General features: G+C 69.0%; 13 protein-coding genes and 1 pseudogene. 1 reads left to right on the plus strand and 13 read right to left on the minus strand.

Going from position 1 to position 16,960, the window contains the following annotated elements; all coding sequences use genetic code 11:
• Nucleotides 1-42 precede the first annotated feature (42 nt).
• From ARC20_RS11940 to ARC20_RS11960, 5 genes are all read right to left on the minus strand, one after another.
• Complete coding sequence (locus ARC20_RS11940) at nucleotides 43-2,226, minus strand: carboxy terminal-processing peptidase (protein ID WP_057647381.1); 2,184 nt, start codon at nucleotides 2,224-2,226, stop codon at nucleotides 43-45.
• Nucleotides 2,227-2,411: 185 nt separating this feature from the next.
• Complete coding sequence (gene lipA, locus ARC20_RS11945; RefSeq protein WP_057647383.1) at nucleotides 2,412-3,425, minus strand: lipoyl synthase; 1,014 nt, start codon at nucleotides 3,423-3,425, stop codon at nucleotides 2,412-2,414.
• Between the two features lie 15 nt (nucleotides 3,426-3,440).
• The gene (gene lipB, locus ARC20_RS11950) at nucleotides 3,441-4,145 is read right to left on the minus strand and encodes a lipoyl(octanoyl) transferase LipB (protein WP_057647385.1); all 705 of its coding nucleotides are present in this window, start codon (nucleotides 4,143-4,145) and stop codon (nucleotides 3,441-3,443) included.
• Nucleotides 4,133-4,411: a YbeD family protein gene (locus ARC20_RS11955; protein WP_057647387.1), complete on the minus strand. Its 279-nt coding sequence runs from the start codon at nucleotides 4,409-4,411 to the stop codon at nucleotides 4,133-4,135. Before ARC20_RS11955 ends, lipB begins: the two co-directional genes overlap by 13 nt.
• A 100-nt stretch (nucleotides 4,412-4,511) precedes the next feature.
• Complete coding sequence (locus ARC20_RS11960) at nucleotides 4,512-5,492, minus strand: CsgG/HfaB family protein (protein ID WP_057647388.1); 981 nt, start codon at nucleotides 5,490-5,492, stop codon at nucleotides 4,512-4,514.
• Between the two features lie 296 nt (nucleotides 5,493-5,788).
• Between ARC20_RS11960 and ARC20_RS11965 the strand changes: the two genes are divergently transcribed.
• Nucleotides 5,789-6,856 (plus strand): lipid A deacylase LpxR family protein, encoded by a 1,068-nt coding sequence (locus tag ARC20_RS11965; RefSeq protein WP_057647392.1) that lies wholly within the window; start codon nucleotides 5,789-5,791, stop codon nucleotides 6,854-6,856.
• A gap of 57 nt (nucleotides 6,857-6,913) precedes the next feature.
• Here the strand turns inward: ARC20_RS11965 and ARC20_RS11970 are convergent, their stop codons facing one another.
• The 8 genes and pseudogenes from ARC20_RS11970 to ARC20_RS12005 form a co-directional block, all read right to left on the minus strand.
• Nucleotides 6,914-8,119, minus strand: coding sequence for a D-alanyl-D-alanine carboxypeptidase family protein (locus ARC20_RS11970; RefSeq protein ID WP_057647396.1), 1,206 nt, complete (start codon nucleotides 8,117-8,119; stop codon nucleotides 6,914-6,916).
• Nucleotides 8,120-8,260: 141 nt separating this feature from the next.
• Entirely contained in the window at nucleotides 8,261-9,658 is a 1,398-nt protein-coding gene (locus tag ARC20_RS11975; protein WP_057647398.1) for a septal ring lytic transglycosylase RlpA family protein, read from the minus strand.
• Nucleotides 9,655-10,776, minus strand: a complete 1,122-nt coding sequence (mltB, locus tag ARC20_RS11980; RefSeq protein ID WP_057647400.1) for a lytic murein transglycosylase B — start codon at nucleotides 10,774-10,776, stop codon at nucleotides 9,655-9,657. Before mltB ends, ARC20_RS11975 begins: the two co-directional genes overlap by 4 nt.
• Nucleotides 10,777-10,914: 138 nt before the next feature.
• Entirely contained in the window at nucleotides 10,915-12,036 is a 1,122-nt protein-coding gene (rodA, locus tag ARC20_RS11985) for a rod shape-determining protein RodA (protein WP_057647401.1), read from the minus strand.
• Complete coding sequence (mrdA, locus tag ARC20_RS11990; RefSeq protein ID WP_057647404.1) at nucleotides 12,033-14,102, minus strand: penicillin-binding protein 2; 2,070 nt, start codon at nucleotides 14,100-14,102, stop codon at nucleotides 12,033-12,035. Before mrdA ends, rodA begins: the two co-directional genes overlap by 4 nt.
• A gap of 3 nt (nucleotides 14,103-14,105) precedes the next feature.
• Nucleotides 14,106-14,582, minus strand: coding sequence for a rod shape-determining protein MreD (gene mreD, locus ARC20_RS11995; protein WP_057647407.1), 477 nt, complete (start codon nucleotides 14,580-14,582; stop codon nucleotides 14,106-14,108).
• Nucleotides 14,583-14,652: 70 nt separating this feature from the next.
• A pseudogene (gene mreC / locus ARC20_RS12000) lies at nucleotides 14,653-15,547 on the minus strand (rod shape-determining protein MreC); the annotation flags it as partial.
• Between the two features lie 119 nt (nucleotides 15,548-15,666).
• Nucleotides 15,667-16,713 (minus strand): rod shape-determining protein, encoded by a 1,047-nt coding sequence (locus ARC20_RS12005; RefSeq protein ID WP_057647408.1) that lies wholly within the window; start codon nucleotides 16,711-16,713, stop codon nucleotides 15,667-15,669.
• Nucleotides 16,714-16,960 lie beyond the last annotated feature (247 nt).

The raw sequence follows: 16,960 nt of genomic DNA on the forward strand, positions 1-16,960 counted from the left end.
CCCCGCTCGCGCGGGGCTTCTTCATGGCGACGGTCGAACCGCTCAGTCGGCCCAGCGGCCCGGGGCGCTCGACTGCGGCAGCACCTGCGCCGACAGCGGGCGGTCCTGCTCGAGCAGGTTCACCGCATCGGCCAGGATCGCGGCCGACTCGTGCAGCAGCGGATCCGGACGCTTCTCGGCGGCCTTCTCGCGCGCGGTGTCCTTGGCGATGTCGCGCTCGTTGCCGGTCAGGCCGTCGTCGCTGTCCTCGGCGAGCGGATCCAGCGGCATGCCGAGCTGCTTGCGCACCGCCTGGCGCTCCTTGCGCTGGTTGTCCTGCTTCTCGCGTTCGGCGCGACGCTCACCCTCGTTGAGGGAGACGTACTTCTTCGCCTTCTCCTCGCGGAACTGGTCCACGTCCTGCTCCCACCACTGGAATTCCTTGTCCTGCGCGATGCGCGAGGCATGCAGGCCTTCCAGCTTCGGCAGCAGCGGGCCGAAATTGCCGTACTGGGTGTGCGGCACCGAGGCGATGCGCGTCCACGGCAGCGCGTTGTCGTAGGTGCTTTCACCGAACTCGGTGGCATCCACGCTCGCCGGGAAGGCGATGTCCGGCACCACGCCCTTGTGCTGCGTGCTGCTGCCGCTGACGCGGAAGAACTGCGCGATGGTCAGCTTCACCTGGCCGAAGCGCTGTTCCTCGCTGGCCGGCCAGCGGTCGAGGTCGACGATGTTCTGCACCGTGCCCTTGCCGAAGGTGGTTTCACCGATGACCAGTCCACGGCCGTAATCCTGGATGGCGCCGGCGAAGATTTCCGAAGCCGACGCCGAGCCACGGTTGATCAGCACGGCCAGCGGGCCGTCCCACGCCACCTTCTCGCTGCGGTCGCCGTTGACGGTGACGCGGCCACCGGATTCGCGCACCTGCACCACCGGGCCCTGCTCGATGAACAGGCCGGTCAGTTCGACCGCCTCGTCCAGCGAACCGCCGCCGTTGTTGCGCAGGTCGAGCACGACGCCGTCGAGCTTGTCGTTCTTGAAGCCGGCCAGCAGCTTGGCGACGTCGCGCGTGGCCGAGGCGTAATCGGCGGCATTGCGGCGGCGGCCTTCGAAATCCTGGTAGAAGCCCGGCAGCTTGATGATGCCGATGCGGCGCTGCGGCTCGCCGTCCTTCGCCGGCAGGGTGATGGTCTCGCCCTTGGCGGCCTGTTCGGCCAGGCGCACCTTCTGGCGGGTCAGGGTGACGGTACGGTGGTTGCCGTCGATGCCCGACTCGGCCGGGATGTACTCGATGCGAACCTGGGTGTCCTTCTTGCCGCGGATCTTGGCCACTACATCGTCGATGCGCCAGCCGATCACGTCTTCCATCGCGCCCGACTTGTCCTGGCCGACGCCGACGATGCGGTCGCCCGGCTTGAGCGTGGCGTCGATGGCGGCCGGGCCGCCGGCGATGATCTCGCGGATCACCACCATGTCGTCCTGTTTCTGCAGCTGCGCGCCGATGCCTTCCAGCGACAGCGACATCTGCTGGTTGAAATTCTCGGCGGTGCGCGGGGTGAAGTAATCGGTGTGCGGGTCGACGGCGTTGGTGTACGCGCTCAGGAAGACCTGGAAGATGTCCTCGCCCTTGAGTTCGTTCACCGACTTGGCGAGGTTGGCGTAGCGCTTGTCCAGCGTCTTGCGGATGTCGGCCGGCTGCTTGCCGGCAAGCTTCAGGCGCAGCCAGTCGTTCATCACCTGCTGGCGCCACAGCTTGTCGAGCTCGGCGTCATTGGCGGCCCACGGCGACTTCTCGCGGTCGTACTCGAACTTCTCGTCGGTGCCGAAATCGAAATTCTGGTTCAGCAGCTTGCGCGCGTAGCCCACGCGCTGCCCCACGCGCTGCTTGTAGACGGCGAACACGTCGAAGGCCGGGTCGAGCTGGCCGCCGCGGATCGCGTCGCCCACCTTGGCCTGCAGCGGCGCGAAGCCGTCCACGTCGGCCTGGGTGAAGTACATCTTGCTGCCGTCGAGCGACTCCAGGTAACGCTTGAACACGTCCTTGGACATCGCCTCGTCGAGCACCCGCGGGCGGTACGCGTACCGGCTGTCGGACAGCAGGCCGTAGACCAGCTTGGTGGCGGTGGACTGGTCGGCCGTGGCCGCCGGCGGCAGCGCGGTATCGGCGCGCGCCATCAGCGCCAGCGGCGTGGTCAGCGCCAGGGCCAGCAGGCCGGCGGAGATCTTCGCGGGGGCTTTGAATTTCATGGGCTTACTCTCGGCACGAAGGCCGTCATGGGGCTGCGGAGAATCATCGGACAGCACGACAGTGCCCAAAGTTGCAGCGCTTGTCATCTGTGCATTCCAGCCTAACGCGCCCGCCCGGGGTCATGCCGTGAACGACGCCTGAGGGCGCCGCTTCCGGAGCATGCTGTTCAGCAGGCAGGCGGTGCTCAGGCGTGGACGCCGGCACCGGCGGCCTGGCGGTCGGCGTGGTACGAGGAGCGCACCATCGGGCCGGAGGCGACGTGGGCGAAGCCCAGGCTGTAGCCGTAGTCTTCCAGCGCCTTGTATTCCTCGGGCGTCCAGTAGCGCATCACCGGGTGGTGGTGCGGGGTCGGCTGCAGGTACTGGCCGATGGTCACCATGTCCACGTCGTGGGCGCGCAGGTCGCGCAGGGTGGCCTGCACCTGCTCCATGGTTTCGCCCAGGCCCAGCATGATGCCGGACTTGGTGCTGACGTTCGGGTGCTGCGCCTTGAACTTCTGCAGCAGGGTCAGCGACCACTGGTAATCCGCACCGGGGCGCACGTTCGGGTACAGGTCCGGCACGGTTTCGATGTTGTGGTTGAACACGTCCGGCGGGTTGGCCGCCAGGATCTCCAGCGCGCGGTCCATGCGGCCCTTGCCGCGGAAGTCCGGGGTGAGGATCTCGATGCGGGTCTTCGGCGCCTGCTCGCGGATGGCCGCGATGCAATCGACGAAGTGCTGGGCGCCGCCGTCGCGCAGGTCGTCGCGGTCCACGCTGGTGACCACCACGTACTTCAGGCCCATGTCGGCCACGGTGGTGGCCAGGCTCTGCGGTTCCTTCGGATCCGGCGGCTTGGGCCGGCCGTGGGCGACGTCGCAGAACGAGCAGCGGCGGGTGCAGACCTCGCCGAGGATCATGAAGGTCGCGGTGCCGTGGCTGAAGCACTCGTGGATGTTCGGGCAGCTGGCCTCTTCGCACACGGTGACCAGACGGTTTTCGCGCAGCTTCGCCTTGAGGTTCTGCACGGCGTTGCCGGAGGGAATCCGCACGCGGATCCACGACGGCTTGCGCAGCACCGGGGCATCGAGGAACTGCACCGGCGAGCGGTTGATCTTGTCGCCGCCCAGCTGCTTGGCGCCGGCCTGCAGGGGCGCGGCCGGAGCGCTGTCGGTCTGGACGACCTCCAGGGGGATGGTGCGGGCAGTAGGCTGGGTCATGGCGAGGCGATGCGGTCAGGCCGCTGAAGAAAGGTCGGGCAAGGTGGGCTCGGTGCGCAGTGCCAGGCCGAACTGGCGGGCCAGCTCGTCGAGCAGCACGCGCTGCACCGCTTCCATGCCGGAAGGACCGCCCAAGTCTAGCACCGAGGTCACCTGCAGGCCTTGGTAGCCACAGGGATTGATGCGCTGGAACGGTTCCAGGTTCATGTCCACGTTGAACGCCAGGCCGTGGAAAGTGCAGCCGCGGCGCACGCGGATGCCGAGCGCGGCGATCTTCGCATCGCCCACGTACACGCCCGGCGCGCCTTCGCGGCGCACGGCGATGATGTTCCATTCCAGCAGGGTGTCGATGATCGCCTGCTCGATGCGGCACACGTATTCGCGCACGCCGATGCCGACGCGGCGCAGGTCCAGCAGCGGGTAGACGACGATCTGGCCGGGGCCGTGGTAGGTCACCTGGCCGCCGCGGTCGACGTGGACCACGGGGATGTCGCCCGGCGCCAGGACGTGCTCGTCCTTGCCGGCCTGGCCAAGGGTGAACACCGGGTCGTGCTCGACCACCCACAGCTCATCGACGGTGGAATCGGTGCGGGCGTCGGTGAAGCGCTGCATCGCGCGCCAGACCGGCTCGTACGGCTGGCGGCCAAGGAAGCGCACCACCGCCGGTTGCAGCGCCGCCGGCGTGGCCGGGGCCACCTCGCAGGCGCTTACAGCGTCCACTTCACTTCCGGGTGGTCGCGCAGGGCGGCATGGGCGGCGTCGTACTGCTCGCGGCTCTCGGCACGGAAACCGATGCGCACGGACACGTACTTGCCGTTGCTCGAATGACGCCAGCTGATGCGCTCTTCGAGCACTTCCACGCCGCTGTCGGTGAGCAGGCGCGGCAGCTCGGTCTCCAGGCCCTTGTCGGCGGTGCCCATCGCGCTGAGCTCGAAGGTGCCGGGGAACTGGAAGCCGTGATCGGGGTTGTCGGACTTGATCTCCATGGGCGCCATTATTGGGCCCCGGGCGGGCAAACCCAACCCCGGGACCGGGATGCAGCGTCGCGCATGGAAGCCCCGCCCGGTGGCGGGCGGGGCGCGTGGCTTACTTGGACAGCTCCAGCAGGGTCGAGGAGACCCAGCCCTTGTTGCCCATCTCGTCCTCGACCTCCCACATCGCCCCCTCCTTGTTGCCGGTGGGGTACAGCATCATGCCCACGTCCAGGGTGCGCACGGCGGCGCCGGTGCCCTTGGCATTGGCGAGCAGGCGCGCCGGCTTGGCCACGGTCACCGCCTGCTGGGCGTTGCTGGCCGCGGCGTTGCCGGACAGGCCGCCGAGCTGGCTGACCATGTCGGTGTAGGCCTGCAGGTAGGCCAGCGTGATGACCTGGCCAATCTCGGTGTTGGCATAGCCGCTGGCGCCGGCCGCGCCGTAGTCGTAGCCGCTGAACAGCCGGCCGCTGCCGCCCCAGCCCAGGTCGGTCTTGGTGGCATTGCCCTCGGACATGGCGACCTGCTCGGTGGAGCGGGTGTCGGTCAGGGTGAGGACCACGTCGGCGGTCTTCTTCTTCATGTTGATGCCGCCGATCACCTGGCCGGCATTGCCACCCACCAGGCCGCCGAGCAGGCCGCTGATGGCGTTGCCGCCGGCGTTGCTGTTCTGCGAGACCAGGTCGGGCACCAGCACGTAGTCGGCGGCCTTCATCTGGCCCTTGCCGACATTGGAACGGTTGCGCAGTTCGCCACTGGCGGCGAGGTCGCGTTCGGCCTTGGCGGCGTTCAGGCCGGCACCGCGGTCCACCAGGGTGAAGCAGTGCGAGCGGTTGACGAACACCTTGATCAGCTTGGACGGCGCCGGCAGCTGCTGCCCGCTCCACCAGTTGGTCGCATCCTCCGGCTCCAGCACCGAGACCGTCCCCAACGGCTTGGCGCACACCGGAATGTCGGCTTCACCCTGTTTGCGCTGGTCCTGCGCGCTGCCCTTGAAGGCGTCCTTGAAACCCGCCGAGGCGGGCTGGCTGGTCACGGCCAGGCACAGGCCGAGCATTCCCGCGGCCATGGCGGCCGGGACAGACAAGTTCTTCATGCGTCACTTCCCTCTGCATGCATCCGTTCCGCGGATGCGGTCCAAACAGTGGGAGTCCCCAAGGGGACATCCCGTTCCCCGGGAATGCTGGGCATTCCCGTGTTCATGATACGCCCGGCGCACGTCAGCCGGATGACCGGATCTGGCGAAAAAATGCGCAACGCACCGGTGCGCCGGCGGTACTGGCACGGTTGCAGGTGAAAGCGTCTAATTTCACGCGACGCTGTCTCCCCATTCACATTCCTCAACGGCCGCGCTGGCTAGCGTCCGGCCATCACACCCCCACGGCCCACTGCATGCCCCCACTTCGTCCGCTGTCCCTCCTGCTGGCCGCGGCGCTGTCCACCGCCGGCCTTTCCGCCACCGCCCGTGCCGCCGACCAGTGCGAACAAAGCACGATGGACCAGACTCCCCCGGCGGTGAATTTCCGTGTCGACAACGACCTGTTCGGCGGCGCCGACCAGGACCAGGGCTACACCAACGGCGCGGTGATCACCCTGGTGTCGCCGAACCTGGTCGACTACACCGACGACCCCTGCCTGCCGCGCCTGGCGCGCTGGGTGAACAGCCATCTCGAACGCCTGCATCCGGGCGAATTCCAGCAGCAGAACATGGTCTTCTCGTTCGGCCAGGGCATCTTCACGCCCACCGATTTCACGCGGAAGGACGTGATCCCCGACGACCGCCCGTACGCCGGCATTCTGATGGCCAGCTTCGGCTACAACGCCCGCAACGACGACCACCTGCGTACCACCCAGCTGCAGCTGGGCGTGGTCGGCCCGTGGGCGCTGGGCAAGCAGGTGCAGAATGCGGTGCACGAGGTGCTCGGCGACGAGAAATTCCAGGGCTGGGACAACCAGCTGCACAACGAACCGCTGATCGGCATCGTGCACGAGCGCATGCGCCGCTGGCCGGCGGATGCGTCGATCAACGCCGGCGGCTGGGGCTGGGACGCGATCACCCATTGGGGTGGCACGCTCGGCAACCGCGCGACCTACGCCAACATGGGCGCGGAAGTGCGCTTCGGCTGGAAGCTGCCGGACGACTTCGGCAGCACGCCGATCCGCCCGGCCGGCGAGAACACCGCGCCGAGCCTGCACGGCCGCCCCACCGGCTGGTCGGGCCACCTGTTCGTGACCACCGATGCACGCTGGGTGCTGCGCGACATCACCCTGGACGGCAACACCTTCCGCGACAGCCACAGCGTGGACAAGCGCCCGGTGGTGGCCGACATCGGCTACGGCCTGGCGATCATGCGCGGGCGCTGGAAGTTCGCGCTGGCGCGTTACCACCGCACGCGCGAGTTCGATACGCAGAAGGAACTGCCGGTGTACGGCAGCTTCACCATCAGCCGCATGCTCTGAGCGCACGCGGGATGCTGCAATGAAAAAGCCGGCTTTCGCCGGCTTTTTCGTCAACGCTTATTCCGATTCCCACCACAGCCAGAAGGCGTCCCACAGGCGCTTGAAGAAGTTGCCCTCTTCCACCGCGTTGATCGCCACCAGCGGCGCTTCGGCCACGACCTTGCCGTCGAGCTGCACCTTCACCTTGCCGACCGCCTGGCCCTGCTTGATCGGCGCGACCAGGTTCTTGGCCACCTCGATGCTCGGCTTCAGGTCGTTGTAGCGGCCACGCGGCGCCATCACCAGCAGCGGCTGCGCGACGCCCAGCTGCACCTGGTCCTGCGCGCCCTTCCACACCTTCTGCTGGGCGACGACCTTGCCCGGCTCGTACAGGCGGTGCGTCTCGAAGAAGCGGAAGCCCCAGTTGAGCAGCGCCAGGCTGTCGTCGGCGCGCTGCTTCTCGGAGCTGTCGCCCATCACCACGGCGATCAGGCGCTGGTCGCCGCGCTTGGCCGAGCTCATCAGGCAGTAGCCCGCCTCGGAGGTGTGGCCGGTCTTGATGCCATCCACGCTCGCATCGCGCCACAACAGCAGGTTGCGGTTCGGCTGGGTGATGTTGTTGACCGTGAATTCCTTGACCTTGTTGTACGCGTAGGTCTCGGGATAGTCGCGCACCATCGCCCGGCCCAGCAGCGCCAGGTCATAGGCGGTGGTGTGGTGGCCCTCGGCGCTCAGGCCGTGCGCGTTGACGAAGTGCGAGTCCTTCATGCCGATCTTGGCGGCGTAGCTGTTCATCAGCGAGGCGAAGGCCTCTTCGCTGCCGGCCACGTGCTCGGCCAGGGCGATCGCGGCATCGTTGCCGGACTGGATCGCCATGCCTTTTTCCATGTCTTCCAGGCGCGCAGTCTGGTTGACCGGGAAGCCGCTGTAGCTGCCGTCGGTGCCGGCGCCGCCCTCGCGCCAGGCGCGCTCGCTCATCATGACCTGGTCGTCGCGGGTGATCTTGCCGTTCTTCAGTTCGGCGGCCACCACGTAGGACGTCATCACCTTGGTGATGCTCGCCGGCGCCAGCTGGGTATGGACGTTGTCGCCCGCCAGGACCTGGCCGGTGTCGTAGTCCATCAGCACCCAGGCCTTGGAGACCGCCGGGGCCGGGGCGGGCGGCGTCGGGACCGCGGCCGTGGCGGCGGCAGCGGCCGGTGCCGGCTGCGGCGTGGGGGTCTGCGCGGAAACCAGGCCGACGGCCAGCGTGGCCGCGACTGCGACGGCGAAGCGGAATTTCATCGAACAACGACTCCTGCAGCCCCGGGAGGGGGGCGATGGTGGCCCGGAGGCCGGTGGGGCCCTGCGCGGGCCGGAAAAACGCATTGTAGGCCGATCAACGCCCGTCACCGCCAATGCGGCGCGGGCGCGACCCGCGTCGGCTCAGTTGGCCACGACCTGCGGGCGGCCGAATCCCAGACCGGCGATGCGGGCGGCAAGTTCCGAAGCGCTGGCGTGGTCGGGCGCATTCACGCGCAACCGCCACAGCGTGCGGCCGCCACTGACGATGTCGCTGATGCTCGCGCCGGGAATGCCGGCGGTGGAGAGCTGGCTCAGCGCGCGGTCGGCGTTCTCGCGGCTGGCGAAGCTGGCGACCTGCAGCAGGATGTTGCCCAACGCGGCCTGCGCGGGCGTGGCCGGGCGCGATTCGGGCACGGCATCGGCGACCTTGCGCACGACCGCGCTGCCGACCGCGGCAGGCACCACGGTGGCGGCAGCCACGCCGGGGGTGGAGGCGGCGACGGCCGGGGTTTCGGCGTGCGACGGCGCGGCCGACGGCTTGCCGGTGGCCACGCGCACGCCCTTGGCCTTCATCCAGGCATCGAAGTTGTCGGCATTGCCGGGCTGCGGCGCGTCGGCCACCCGGTAACGCCAGCGTTCGGATTCACTGCCGGCCGTGGTGGCCCGCGCGACGGTCGCGACCGCGGCGGCGGGCGAGGCGGTGGTAGGCGCCGGCGCCGCGGGCGTGCCAGTGCCCTGCGGCAGGCGCTTGACCAGTTCGTCGATGCGGCTCGGCTCGACCGGCTTGGCCGCCGCCACCGCCGTGACCGGCGCGGAAGCCACCTTGCCGCCATTGCGACGCGCCAGCAGGCCGGCGTTGTCGGCTTCGGTCAGGCCACGCACTTCCACCCGGCCGGTGCCACGCTGGGTGATGCCCAGCTTCACCGCGGCCGCGTAGCTGAGGTCGATCACGCGGCCATCGTGGAACGGGCCGCGGTCGTTGACGCGCACCACCACCGAATCGCCGGTGTCCAGGTTGGTGACCAGCGCGAAGCTCGGCAGCGGCAGCGTCTTGTGCGCGGCGGTGAAGGCGTACATGTCGTACACCTCCTTGTTGGAGGTCAGCCGGCCATGGAACTTGTTGCCGTAGTACGAGGCGGTGCCGGTTTCGACATAGCCCTCGGCGTCGTCGCGCACCTTGTAGCTTTTGCCGAGCACTTCATAAGGCGAGCGATTGCCGACCGCCGAATGCGCTTCGTTGGTCACCAGTGGCTCGGGGATGCAGGCCACGTTGGGCACGTAGTCCGGCGTGGTGTCCTTGACGCCCGGCTTGTAGAGGCCGCCGGCGGTGTAGTCGCCCCGCGTGGAGGGGTCTTCCTTGGCCGCCGCGTAAGGCGAGGTCGCGGGGCAACCGGTGGCGACGCGCGCCGGCCCCTTGCCTTCGACCTTGACGCCCTTGCCGGCGGAGGCGGCGAAAGGCGACTTCTTCGGCGCGCTGCTGCAGGCCGCCAGGCCCATCACCAACAGCACGGGCAACCACCAGGTGCGATGCATGTTCATGCCGGGGGCAACTCCTTTCCGGCGATGGCCTCGGACAGCTGGAACACGGCCATCGCGTACATTTTCGAGATGTTGTAGCGGGTGATCGCGTAGTAGTTCTGGAAGCCCAGCCAGTACTGCGGGCCGGCGTCGGTGTTGAGTGTGATCGGCGTAGCGAGCGTGCCGGCTTTCACCGGCGCCGAGGCGTGATAGCCACGGCGCGCCAGGTCGGCCAGCGGATAGGTCGGCGTCCAGTCGTCCGGGTTGAATTCGGCGTGGCCGGGCGCGAGCGTCGCCGGCACGGCCACCTGGCCACCGCGCACCCAGCCGCCCTTGCCGACGAAGTAGTTGGCGATCGAGGCGAACACGTCTTCGTAGGTATTGAAGAGGTCGCGATGGCCGTCGCCATTGCCATCCACCGCGAACTGGCGATAGCTGGACGGCATGAACTGGCCCATGCCCATCGCGCCGGCATAGCTGCCGATCAGCGTGGTGATGTCCAGGTTTTCTTCCTTGCCCAGCGCGAACAGCTGGCCGAGTTCGTCGCGGAAGAACAGCTCGCGACGCACTTCGCGTTCGAGCTTGGCCGGGTCGCCGCTGCGCGGATAGCGGAACGCCAGCGTGTACAACGCATCGAGCACGCGGTACTTGCCGGTGTTGGCGCCATAGCTGGTTTCCACGCCGATGATCGCCACGATCACCTGCGCCGGCACGCCGGTGGCGGCCTCCACGCGCGACAGTTCGGCGCGGTGCTGTTCCAGGAACGCGCGACCGCCATCGATGCGCGCCTGGGTGATGAACATCGGCCGGTATTCGTTCCACGGCTTGACCCGCTCGGCCGGGCGCGACATCGCGGCGATGATCGGGTCGCGGAACTGCGCCTGCGCGAGCACCGCGTCGATCTGCTGCGGGTCGATGCCGTACTTCGCGGCGGTGTCGCGCACGAAGTTGGCGCGCGCGGTTTCGAACGGCACCGGCGTGAGATCCACCGGCGGCAGTGCGACGGTTTCCGGCTTGGCTTCACTGGGGACGGCGGACTTGTCCGGCGCGGGCGTGGTGGCCGCGCGCGGCGGTTGGGCCTGGGTGGCGCACGCCCCCAGGCAAACAAGCGTCAGACAGACCAGCGCGCTACGGATCATCGGCACATCGGCAGTTTCGGGATGAATTACTCCCAATAAGACCATGAAACAAAAGAACTTTGCCACCCGTCAAGTGCGGCGGGCATGGCGCGTATTCATATGAAGGACGCGCGAAGGCCCTTTCGACGCGGGAAAACGTCAGGCGCCGCCGTGTACCGGCCGGTGCGCCTTGACCGCCATCACCACGCCCAGGCCGGCCAGCAGCGACACCGCCGACGTGCCGCCGTAGCTCATCAACGGCATCGGCACGCCCACCACCGGCAGCAGGCCGGAGATCATGCCGCCGTTGACGATCACGTAGACGAAGAACGCCAGGCCCGTGGCGCCGGCCAGCAGGCGCGAATAGGTGTCGCGCGATTGCGAGGCGATCCACAGGCAACGGCCGATCACCACCAGGTACAGCGTCAGCACGGTGGCCACGCCAAGCCAGCCGAATTCCTCGCTCAACACCGAGAAGGCGAAGTCGGTGGTCTGTTCGGGGATGAAGTTCAGGTGCGACTGCGAGCCCAGGCCCCAGCCCTTGCCGCCCAGCCCGCCCGAGCCGATGGCGATCTTGGACTGGATGATGTTCCAGCCCGCGCCAAGCGCATCGCTCTCCGGGTTGAGGAACATCATGATGCGATCCTTCTGGTAGGGCCGCAGCAGCCAGAACCACGCCACCGGCGCGGCCGCGGCCACGCCGCCCACGCCCACGCCGACCCACCACCACGGCAGCCCGGCCAGCAGCAGCACGAATATGCCGCTGGCGGCGATCAGCACGCCGGTGCCGAAGTCCGGCTGCAGCATGATCAGCGCGGTCGGCACGCCGACGATCACCATGCTCACCAGCACGGTGGGAATGCGCGGCGGCAACGGCATGCGATGCAGGTACCAGGCCACCATCATCGGCAGGCTGATCTTCAACAACTCGGCCGGCTGCAGGTAGAACAGCTTCAGGTCCAGCCACTGGCGGCCGTACTTGCCGGTGCCGAGCACGAACACCGCCAGCAGCGGCAGCATCGACAGCGCGTAGATCACCGGCGTCCACGCGCGCAGGCGCAGCACCGAGATGCGCGAGATGCCCCACATCGCGCCCATGCCGATGACGAAGCGGATGCCCTGCGCCATCACCAGGTGGTCGCCGTTGGCGGCGCCGCCGGCGCTCTTGAGCACCGCCAGGCCGATCACCATCAGGCCGGCCAGCGCCAGGCACAGGATCCAGTCCAGCGTGCGGGTGAAGCGCACGCCCAGGTCGAACAGCCAGCGCAGGAAATCACTCACTGGTCGTCCTCCGGCACTTCGTCCGGCAGGGCCGGCGCATTGCTGGGCGGCGGCGGCAGGTGCGCCGGGTCGATCGCCAGCGCGCTGCCGGCCAGGCTGATCGCCGGCACGCCCTGCAGGGCCAGCGCGGCTTCGTCGCCCAGGCGGCGCGGCTCGGGCGATTCGGCATCGAAATGGGTCATGCCGATCGCCGTGCTGCCGCGCTCCACGTCCAGCGGCAGCATGCCCTCGGGCATCTTGCCGAGCATCCAGGCATCGAAGATCTTGCGCGCGATCGGGCCGGCGGTGCTGGCGCCGTAGCCGCCGCCCTCCACCGCGATGGCGACCACGAAGGTCGGGTTGTCGGCCGGGGCGAAACCGACGAACAGCGAACGATGGCGCAGGTGCATCGGCAGCGAGCGCGGATCGACCGCCGCCACGCCCTTGCGGCTGGCTACCTGCGCGGTGCCGGTCTTGCCGCCGATCTGGTACGGCGCGCTGGCGAACAGCGTGTAGCCGGTGCCGCCCGGGCGCATGGTGTCCATCATGCCCTGCCGCACCACTTCCACGTTCTGCGGCGAAGGGCTGATCGGCTTGGGCGCCGGCTGCACGGTCGGCTGCCAGTCGCCGTCGAAACCGCTGCGCTCGGCCACCACCAGGTGCGGCTGGCGCAGCTGGCCGCTGGCCAGGCCGGAGATGCCGCGCACCAGTTGCAACGGCGTGACTTTCCAGTCGCCCTGGCCGATGGAGATGTTCACCGTATCGCCCGGATACCAGCGCTCCTTGCGCGACTTCATCTTGTACGCCGGCGAGGGCAGGATGCCGCCGATCTCGCCGGAGAGGTCGATGCCGGTCGGCGCGCCCAGGCCGTAGCCGGCCATGTAGTGGTCGAAGCGCTCGATGCCCAGGTCCAGCGCCAGCCGGTAGTAGTAGGTGTTGACCGACTGGGCGATCGACTTGCGCAGGTCGGTCCAGCCATGGCCGCCGCGGTGCGAATCGCCCCAGCCGCGGCTGGTGCCCGGCAGGTAGAACATGCCCGTGGAGAGCACCTTGTCTTCCGGCCGGCGCACGCCGCTGTCCAGGCCGGCCAGCGCGATCAACGGCTTGATGGTCGAACCCGGCGCCACGCCGCCGAGTACCAGACGGTTGAACTGCGGGCGCGAGGGGTTGTCGTTGAGCGCCTTGAAGTCGGCATGCGAGATGCCGTTGACGAACAGGTTCGGGTCGTAGCTCGGCAGGCTGACCATGCCGAGGATCTCGCCGGTGCGCGGGTCCATCGCGATCGCCGAGCCTTCGTACTGGCCGAAGGCGGCGACCATGGCGCGCTGCAGGTCGGCGTCGATGGACAGGCGCAGGTCCGCGCCGGACTGCGCCGGCACGCGGCCGACGGTGCGGATCGCGCGGCCCTGCACGTTGGTCTCGACCTGCTCGTAGCCGACCTTGCCGCGCAGTTCCTGCTCGTAATAGCGCTCCAGCCCCGATTTGCCGATGTGGGTCAGCGCGGCGTTGCCTTCGCCGAGCACTTCCAGGTCCTTCTCATCGACCCGGCCGACGTAGCCGATGATGTGCGCGAACAGGTCGCCATAGGGATAGCGACGGGTCAGGTACGGCTCCAGCTCCACGCCCGGGAAGCGCCAGCGCTCCACCGCGAAGCGCGCCATCTCCTCCTCGCTCATGCGCAGGCGCAGCGTCACCGGCAGGAAACTGCGGCGCGACTTGCGCTCGCGGTTGAAGCGTTCGAGGTCTTCCGGCGAGAGGGCGATGACCTTGCCCAGCTCGGCCAGCATCGCGTCCATGTCGGCGACCTTGTCCGGCGTGACGTCCAGCCGGAACGCGGGCACGTTCTCGGCCAGCAGGCGGCCATTGCGGTCGTAGATCATCCCGCGCCCCGGCACTACCGGGCGCGGTTTGATGCGGTTGGCTTCCGAGCGGGTGGCGTAGATCTCGTGGTCCACCACCTGCAGCTTGAAGTACCACGCGCCCAGCCCGCCCAGGCACAGCACGACGACCAGGAAGCCGAGCACGGCGCGACGCCGGAACTGCTCGGCCTCGGCGTGCGGGTTCTTGGCCTGGCGGCGCTGGTACATCGCTCAGCGCCGCTTGCCCAGGCGCACCGCGTCCAGCAGCACGAACAGCAGCGGCCACAGCAGCATGCCCAGCAGCGGCGCCCACCAGTAGCTCCACGGCAGCGTGGCCTCGCCCAGCGCCAGGTGCAGCGCGGCGGTGACGATGCGGTCGTTGAGCAGCAGGCCGCCGATCGCCAGCGCCTGCTGGGACACCGGGAAGAAGCGCAGCCGCGCGCGGAAGCGCTGCAGGATGAAGGTCATGATGACCAGCCGCAGCGGCTGCTCGCCGAGCAGGCTGCCGTAGAGCAGGTCGGCGATGACGCCGGCGATGAACACGAAGCCCAGGCCGACGCGGTCCGGCTCCTCGATCACCCAGTAGGCCAGCACCAGCGCCAGCCAGTACGGGCGCAGCGGCTGGATCACCGGCGGCAACGGCAGCAGGCCCAGCAGCAGCGCGACGATGACGCTGACCGGCAGCACCCATTGGTTGCGGCGGATCATCGGCGCGTCTCCGTCGAGGCCGGCGCGGGGTTGGCGGGCGCGGCGGACGCCGGACGCGCCGGCTCGCGCGAATCCGGGCCGCTGTCGCCGGTGGCCGGTGCTTCGCCGGCCGGCGGCGGCGGCACGCGCCACGGGCGGCTCTTGAGCAGCAGCACGTCGCGGCCGCGGTCGAGCTGGGCGGCGGGCTTGAGCTGGCCGACCAGGAAGGCGTGGCTGTCGTCCGGATGCAGTTCGGCCACCGTGCCCACCGGGAAGCCGGCGGGGAAACGACCGCCCAGGCCGGAAGTGACGATCTCGTCGCCCACCACCAGCCCCGCGCTCAGCGGCACGTCGCGCAGCTCCAGGCGGTCGCCGCGGCCATAGGCGATCAGCCGCACGCCGTTGCGCGCCACGTTCACCGGCACGGCATGGTCGGGGTCGGTCAGCAGCAGCACGGTCGAATGCGCCGGCGTGGTCGAGATCACCTGGCCCATCAGGCCGCCGGCGTCGATCACCGCCTGGCCGACATGCACGTCGTCGTCGCTGCCGGCGTCGAGCACGACGCGCTGGCGGGTCGGGTCCAGGTCGATGTCCAGGATCGGCGCCAGCTGCACGTCCAGGCCGTTGCGCTCGGCTGCGTTGAGCAGCTCGCGCAGCTGCGCGTTGTCCAGCGCGGCGGTCTGCAGGCGGGTCAGGCGCGCGTTGGCGATCAGCAGGTCGTTGCGCAGCTGGCGGGTCTCGGCCACCAGCTGGGCGTGGGTGGCGGCGTTGTCCTTGACCTGCAGGCCGATGCGTCCGGGCAGGCCGGCCAGCGACCACACCGGCTGCACCAGCACGTTGGTGCGCTCGCGCAGCTGGGAAAGCCAGCCGCCGCGGCTGTCGAGCACGATCAGTACCGCCGCCAGCGCGAGATACGCGAGCAGCCGCACGGTACTGGCGGCATCACCGGGACGGGAGGCAATGGGAGGTCCGGCGTAGGGCGGCACGAGGGGTCAGCCGGGATTCGGGAAGTCAGTGTGCAAAGGGACCGGGGACGAGGCGGTACCCCGCCCCCGGGGTCGGTGGATCATCGGGCGGGCAAACGCACCGCCGATCCCCGCGCGCCTCATTCCGGCGCGAAGAACTCGTTGCCGTGCATGTCCACCAGCTCCAGCGCGCGACCGCCACCGCGGGCCACGCAGGTCAGCGGGTCGTCGGCGACCTGCACGTGCAGGCCGGTTTCCTCGGAGATCAGGCGGTCCAGGTCGCGCAGCAGGGCGCCACCGCCGGTCAGCACGATGCCGCGCTCGGCGACGTCGGCGCACAGTTCCGGCGGGGTCTGCTCCAGCGCCAGCTTCACCGCCGAGACGATGCCCGACAGCGGCTCGTGCAGCGCCTCGAGCACCTCGTTGGAGTTGATCTTGATCATCTTCGGCACGCCCTCGGCGAGGTTGCGGCCGGAGATTTCCATCTCCTGCACCTCGGCCTGCGGGTAGGCGCAGCCGATTTCCAGCTTGATGCGCTCGGCGGTGGCCTCGCCGATCAGCATGCCGTGGTTGCGGCGCACGTAGTTGGTGATCGACTCGTCGAAGCGGTCGCCGCCCACGCGCACGGACTGCGAGTAGACGATGCCGTTGAGCGAGATCACCGCCACCTCGGTGGTGCCGCCACCGATGTCGATGACCATCGAGCCGCGCGCCTCGGTCACCGGCATGCCGGCACCGATCGCCGCGGCCATCGGCTCTTCGATCAGGTAGACGTCGCGCGCGCCGGCCTCCTCGGCCGATTCCTTGATCGCGCGGCGCTCGACCTGGGTCGAACCGGCCGGCACGCACACCAGCACGCGCGGGCTCGGGCGCAGCACGCGCGACTTGTGCACCTTCTTGATGAAGTGCTTCAGCATCGCCTCGGTGTAGGTGAAGTCGGCGATGACGCCGTCCTTCATCGGGCGGATGGTGGTGATGTGGCCCGGGGTACGGCCGAGCATCTGCTTGGCCTCGGCGCCGACCGCGGCGACCGAACGGGTGCCGCCGATGGCGCGGTCCTGGCGGACGGCCACGACCGACGGCTCGTTGAGCACGATGCCCTGACCGCGGACGTAGATCAGCGTGTTGGCCGTGCCCAGGTCGATGGACAGGTCGTTGGAGAACATGCCGCGGAGTTTCTTGAACATCGGGGGAGTCGTTCCTGAGAGGGTCGTGCCCGGGCGCCGCGCTGGCGAAAAAATGGGCAGAAAACGAAGTCGGCTAGCCTAGCAATCCCCCCGGATGCGGGCAAGGAGGAAAGCCGGTTTGGCGGCGCTTTTTTCGCCTTGCGAAAACGTGCTGCCGCGCAGGGTTCTGGCCCTGAACGGCCGCAGCCGTTAACCTTTGCGCCGCGGCGCGCCTGCCGCCCCCCAGGCCCGTCCGGCGGCCGGCGGG

The sequence above is a fragment of the Stenotrophomonas panacihumi genome (assembly GCF_001431645.1).
Taxonomy (GTDB): Bacteria; Pseudomonadota; Gammaproteobacteria; order Xanthomonadales; family Xanthomonadaceae; genus Stenotrophomonas_A; species Stenotrophomonas_A panacihumi.